The following is a 4,050-nucleotide window of genomic DNA, read 5'->3' as shown; positions in this document are numbered from 1 at the left end:
GACTTTGCCGAAACAAACGCCCTCGATCTGGTGCGGCGCTTTGATAACGTGGTCATCACCCGCACCCTGTCCAAGAGTTATGCCCTGGCTGGTATGCGGCTGGGACTGGCCATTGCCCGGCCCGAGGTGATTGCTGCCCTGGACAAGATCCGCGACCACTACAACCTGGATCGCCTGGCCCAGGCCGCCTGTCTGGCGGCATTGCAGGATCAGACCTACTTCCGACAGCGCTGCGAGCAGGTGCGGGAGACTCGTGATTTTTTCACCAATGAGTTGCGCAAATTAAATTATCAGGTAATCTCCTCCCAGGGTAATTTCGTCTTTGCCACGCCGCCGGACCGCAACGGACGGCGTATCTATGACGGCCTGTTTGAGCGCAAGATACTGGTACGTCATTTCAGTGATTCCCTCCTCGCCCATGGCCTGCGGATCTCAATCGGCACCCGGCAGGAGATGGAACAAACCCTGAGCGCCCTCAGGGACATTGGTTAGGGGCCGGTCACCAGAGACGCACGGCCCGCAAGGAGGAGCAGCATGCAGTTGAGTGAGTTGCACGAAAAGTGTCACCAATGCAGCTTCAACTACTCGCGGATCGATACCGAGGCGTGGGGACGATTCAGTTCGCGACGGATCATGTGCCCGATCTGCGGCTGGACGGTCTACGAAGAACACCGCTGGGAAGAGGATGGCACTACCAAGTTAATGAAACGCAACGAAGCCCAAGGCTTCGGCGCCTACCGGCTGATCCCGCCCGGCGGCTATACCGGCTACAACGCCTTCCACTCGGAACCAACCCCCGAGGTGCTGAGCCACATCAAAGAGCTGCTGCTTGACAAGGGCTGGAAAGGCTATCTCTCGCTGTGGGATGTGAAAGAACGCAAGGCCTACCTGGTACAGGGACACCCCTTGCAAAAATTTGACGTTAACGGCAACAACGGCAGCAAATAAGGCCACAGGAGCAGATCACCCATGACACGCAGCGCAGACCTCGAACGCAGCACCGCCGAGACCCGTATCAAACTGAGCCTGGATCTGGATGGCAGCGGCAAGGCAGACATCAAAAGCTCGGTCGCGTTCCTGGACCACATGCTGAACCTGTTTGCACGCCACGGACTGTTTGATCTGGCGGTTGAGGCCAACGGCGACATAGACATCGATTTTCACCACACGGTGGAGGATATCGGTATTGTGCTCGGGACAGCGGTACGCCAAGCCCTGGGCGATAAGCAAAGCATCCGGCGCTACGGCTTTGCACGGGTGCCGATGGACGAAACCCTGGCCGAGGTCACCCTGGATATCTCCGGTCGCCCCTATCTGGTCTACCAGGTAGAGCTGCCCAAGGTAAAGGTGGGGGATTTCGACACCGAACTGGCCCGTGAGTTCTTTCAGGCCTTTGCCAACAACTGCGGGTGCAATCTGCACATCAGCCTATTGTACGGCGACAACGTGCACCACATCATCGAGGCCTGCTTCAAGGCCTTTGCCCGGGCGCTGGATGACGCCACCCGACTTGATCAGCGGGTAAGCGGCGTACTCTCCACCAAAGGCGTTCTGTAAGCACCATCCCCAACCACAAAAAAAGGGCGGCCCGAATGGCCGCCCTCTGCGTCTTTCATAACTAATCAGCAAGAAACGAGGATTTTTTCGTTCTGGGTTTGACAAGCCAGGAATGACGCGGAGGCGTACTTTATCGGTACGCCGCACAAGGCATTCCGCAGCTTGGCAGGGCCAGGGCGGAAAAAGACCGTTTCTACTTCAACTCCTTCAACAGCACCCGCGCCCGCTTGGCCTCCTCACTCTTGGGGTAGTCCTGCACCAACTTACCCAGCACATAACGGCTGCTCTTGACATCCTTGAGTGCCTTGAAAGACAAGGCCTGCTTCAGCATGGCTGCCGGTGCCTTTTCCTTCTTGGGAAACTGCTTGATCACCTCCTGGAATTCCAGGATGGCCTGCTCGTAATTTTTTTCACTGTAAAAAGTTTCGCCAATCCAGTAACGGGCATTGGACACCAGTTCATGCTCCGGCTGCTGATCGATGAAAGCGGTCAACTGAGTACGGGTAGCAGGCATATCTCCGGCCTTGAACGACTCAAGTCCTTTCTGGTACAGAGTTTCCATCTTGGCAGCATCACCGCTGCCAGCCCCCTGCCCCCCCTCCTGCACTTTTTTGTTCAACTCATCAACGGCGGCCTGCAGCTTGACGATCCGATCCTCAATGGCAACAATACGCCGATCAACATCCTCGCGGTAGCGAACCAACTGATCGGCCGACTTCTTTGTGCCGACAGCATAGTCATCCACCTTACCAGCCAACGCCTGCATGTCGGTGCGCACGCCGTCCAGTGACGCCTGCAGATCAGCATCTGACCTGCGCAAGGCAGAAAACTCATCCTTGAGGTCTTTTTCTCCTTCGCGCGCCGTGGTCAACTCTTTTTCCAGGGTGTACATCCTGGTCTTGGTCTCGTCTACATCTCGCCGCACTACATCTACCGCCCCTTTTGTGGCGCACCCAGCCAGCATGGTCACCATCAGCACACCACATGCCAGATTAATCAGCTTCATGACTACTCCTCCACTCAAATTCACCTCTGTACCGCTAAACACACGTATATTTTTATACTATAGCCGACCGGACATGGCAAGAGTCCCCCGCAGCCCCACTGTGCCTGACAGACGCACGATGGTCAGGCATACCAGCTTTAATGCTTGACAAGTCAACGCCCGTACTTTAAAAATACTTGGTTTTTATAGCTAGTTATCTCAACTTTGCTGTACTCGCACAAAGCAACCCACATCACGAAAGAGAGGAACCAGCGCATGCAACTGCAGATGTTCGCACCGATCCTGGGGGTAGCAGGATTCATCATCGCCATCCTGATCTACACCAGCATCAAGTCACAACCCGTCGGCAACGAGAAGATGAAGGAGATCGCCGAGGCGATCCACTCCGGCGCCATGGCCTTCCTGAATCGGGAATACCGCGTCCTGGCCATCTTCATTGCAGCCGTCTTTGCGCTGATCTTTGTCAGCATGGGTATCCAGACCGCCCTGGCCTTCCTGGGTGGCGCCATCTGCTCCATGCTCTGCGGCTACATCGGCATGCAGGCCGCCACCCACGCCAACGTCCGCACCACTGAGGCAGCCCGTACCACCGGTCAGGGCGCAGCCCTGATGGTGGCCTTCAACGGCGGCGCCGTGATGGGTCTGTCAGTGGCCTCGGTGGGCCTGATCGGGGTCGGCATCGGCTACATCTTCTTTGGCAGCGATCCTGCCACCGCCAACTACATCAACGGCTTCGCCATGGGCGCTTCCTCCATCGCCCTGTTCGCCCGGGTGGGCGGCGGCATCTACACCAAGGCTGCCGACGTCGGTTCCGACCTGGTAGGCAAGGTGGAGGCCGGCATCCCCGAGGACGACCCCCGTAACCCCGGCGTCATCGCCGACAACGTCGGTGACTGCGTGGGTGACACCGCCGGTATGGGCGCCGACATCTTTGAATCCTACGTCGGTTCGATCATCGCCACCATCGCCATCGCCGCTACGGCTGGCGCAGCACAGCTGACGATCCTGGGTGGCGAAGAAGTACGCGCCAACACCATGCTGCTGCCGCTGGTGCTGGCCATGTCCGGCCTGATCTTCTCGCTGATCGGCGTCGGCTCCATGAAGTTCCTCAAGAACATCAATCCTGCGGCAGCCCTGCGCTACACCACCTTTGTGGCTGCCGGCGGCTTCCTGATCGCCTCGTTCTTCATTACCCGGGCCATGCATATCAGCAACGGCGTGTTCTGGGCCATCCTGGCTGGCACCATTGCCGGCATCTCCATCGGCCTGATCACCGAATACTACACCTCAGCCGGCCCGGTTACCCGGATCGCCGAGGCCAGCAAGACCGGCCCGGCCACCAACATCATCCACGGCCTGGCCGTGGGCCTTGAAAGTACGGTTGCGCCGATCATCGTGATCTGCATCGGCATCTTTGTCGCCAACCAGGTGGCCGGCCTCTACGGCATCGGTATCGCTGCGGTGGGCATGCTGGCCACGGTAGGCGT

General features: G+C 58.1%; 5 protein-coding genes. 4 read left to right on the top strand and 1 reads right to left on the bottom strand.

The genetic code is table 11. From position 1 onward, the window contains the following. The 3 genes from RBQ93_RS12310 to hisB all read left to right on the top strand — a co-directional run. Window positions 1-492, top strand: a 492-nt coding sequence (locus RBQ93_RS12310; RefSeq protein WP_320372416.1) for an aminotransferase class I/II-fold pyridoxal phosphate-dependent enzyme, incomplete at its 5' end; no start/stop codon positions are given. Window positions 493-534: 42 nt separating this feature from the next. Beyond that, complete coding sequence (locus RBQ93_RS12305; protein ID WP_320372415.1) at window positions 535-948, top strand: hypothetical protein; 414 nt, start codon at window positions 535-537, stop codon at window positions 946-948. Between the two features lie 21 nt (window positions 949-969). Next, window positions 970-1,557, top strand: a complete 588-nt coding sequence (gene hisB, locus RBQ93_RS12300; protein WP_320372414.1) for an imidazoleglycerol-phosphate dehydratase HisB — start codon at window positions 970-972, stop codon at window positions 1,555-1,557. A gap of 193 nt (window positions 1,558-1,750) precedes the next feature. Here the strand turns inward: hisB and ybgF are convergent, their stop codons facing one another. Then, window positions 1,751-2,563, bottom strand: coding sequence for a tol-pal system protein YbgF (ybgF, locus tag RBQ93_RS12295; protein WP_320372413.1), 813 nt, complete (start codon window positions 2,561-2,563; stop codon window positions 1,751-1,753). Between the two features lie 255 nt (window positions 2,564-2,818). Here ybgF and RBQ93_RS12290 point away from each other — a divergent pair. Further along, window positions 2,819-4,050, top strand: a 1,232-nt coding sequence (locus RBQ93_RS12290; protein ID WP_320372412.1) for a sodium/proton-translocating pyrophosphatase, incomplete at its 3' end; no start/stop codon positions are given.

Origin of the sequence: Trichlorobacter sp. (genome assembly GCF_034008105.1) — a bacterium.
GTDB lineage: Bacteria > Desulfobacterota > Desulfuromonadia > Geobacterales > Pseudopelobacteraceae > Trichlorobacter.
The sequence above is the reverse complement of the archived record's forward strand: the minus strand, read 5'-3'. Positions and strand labels throughout refer to the sequence as shown.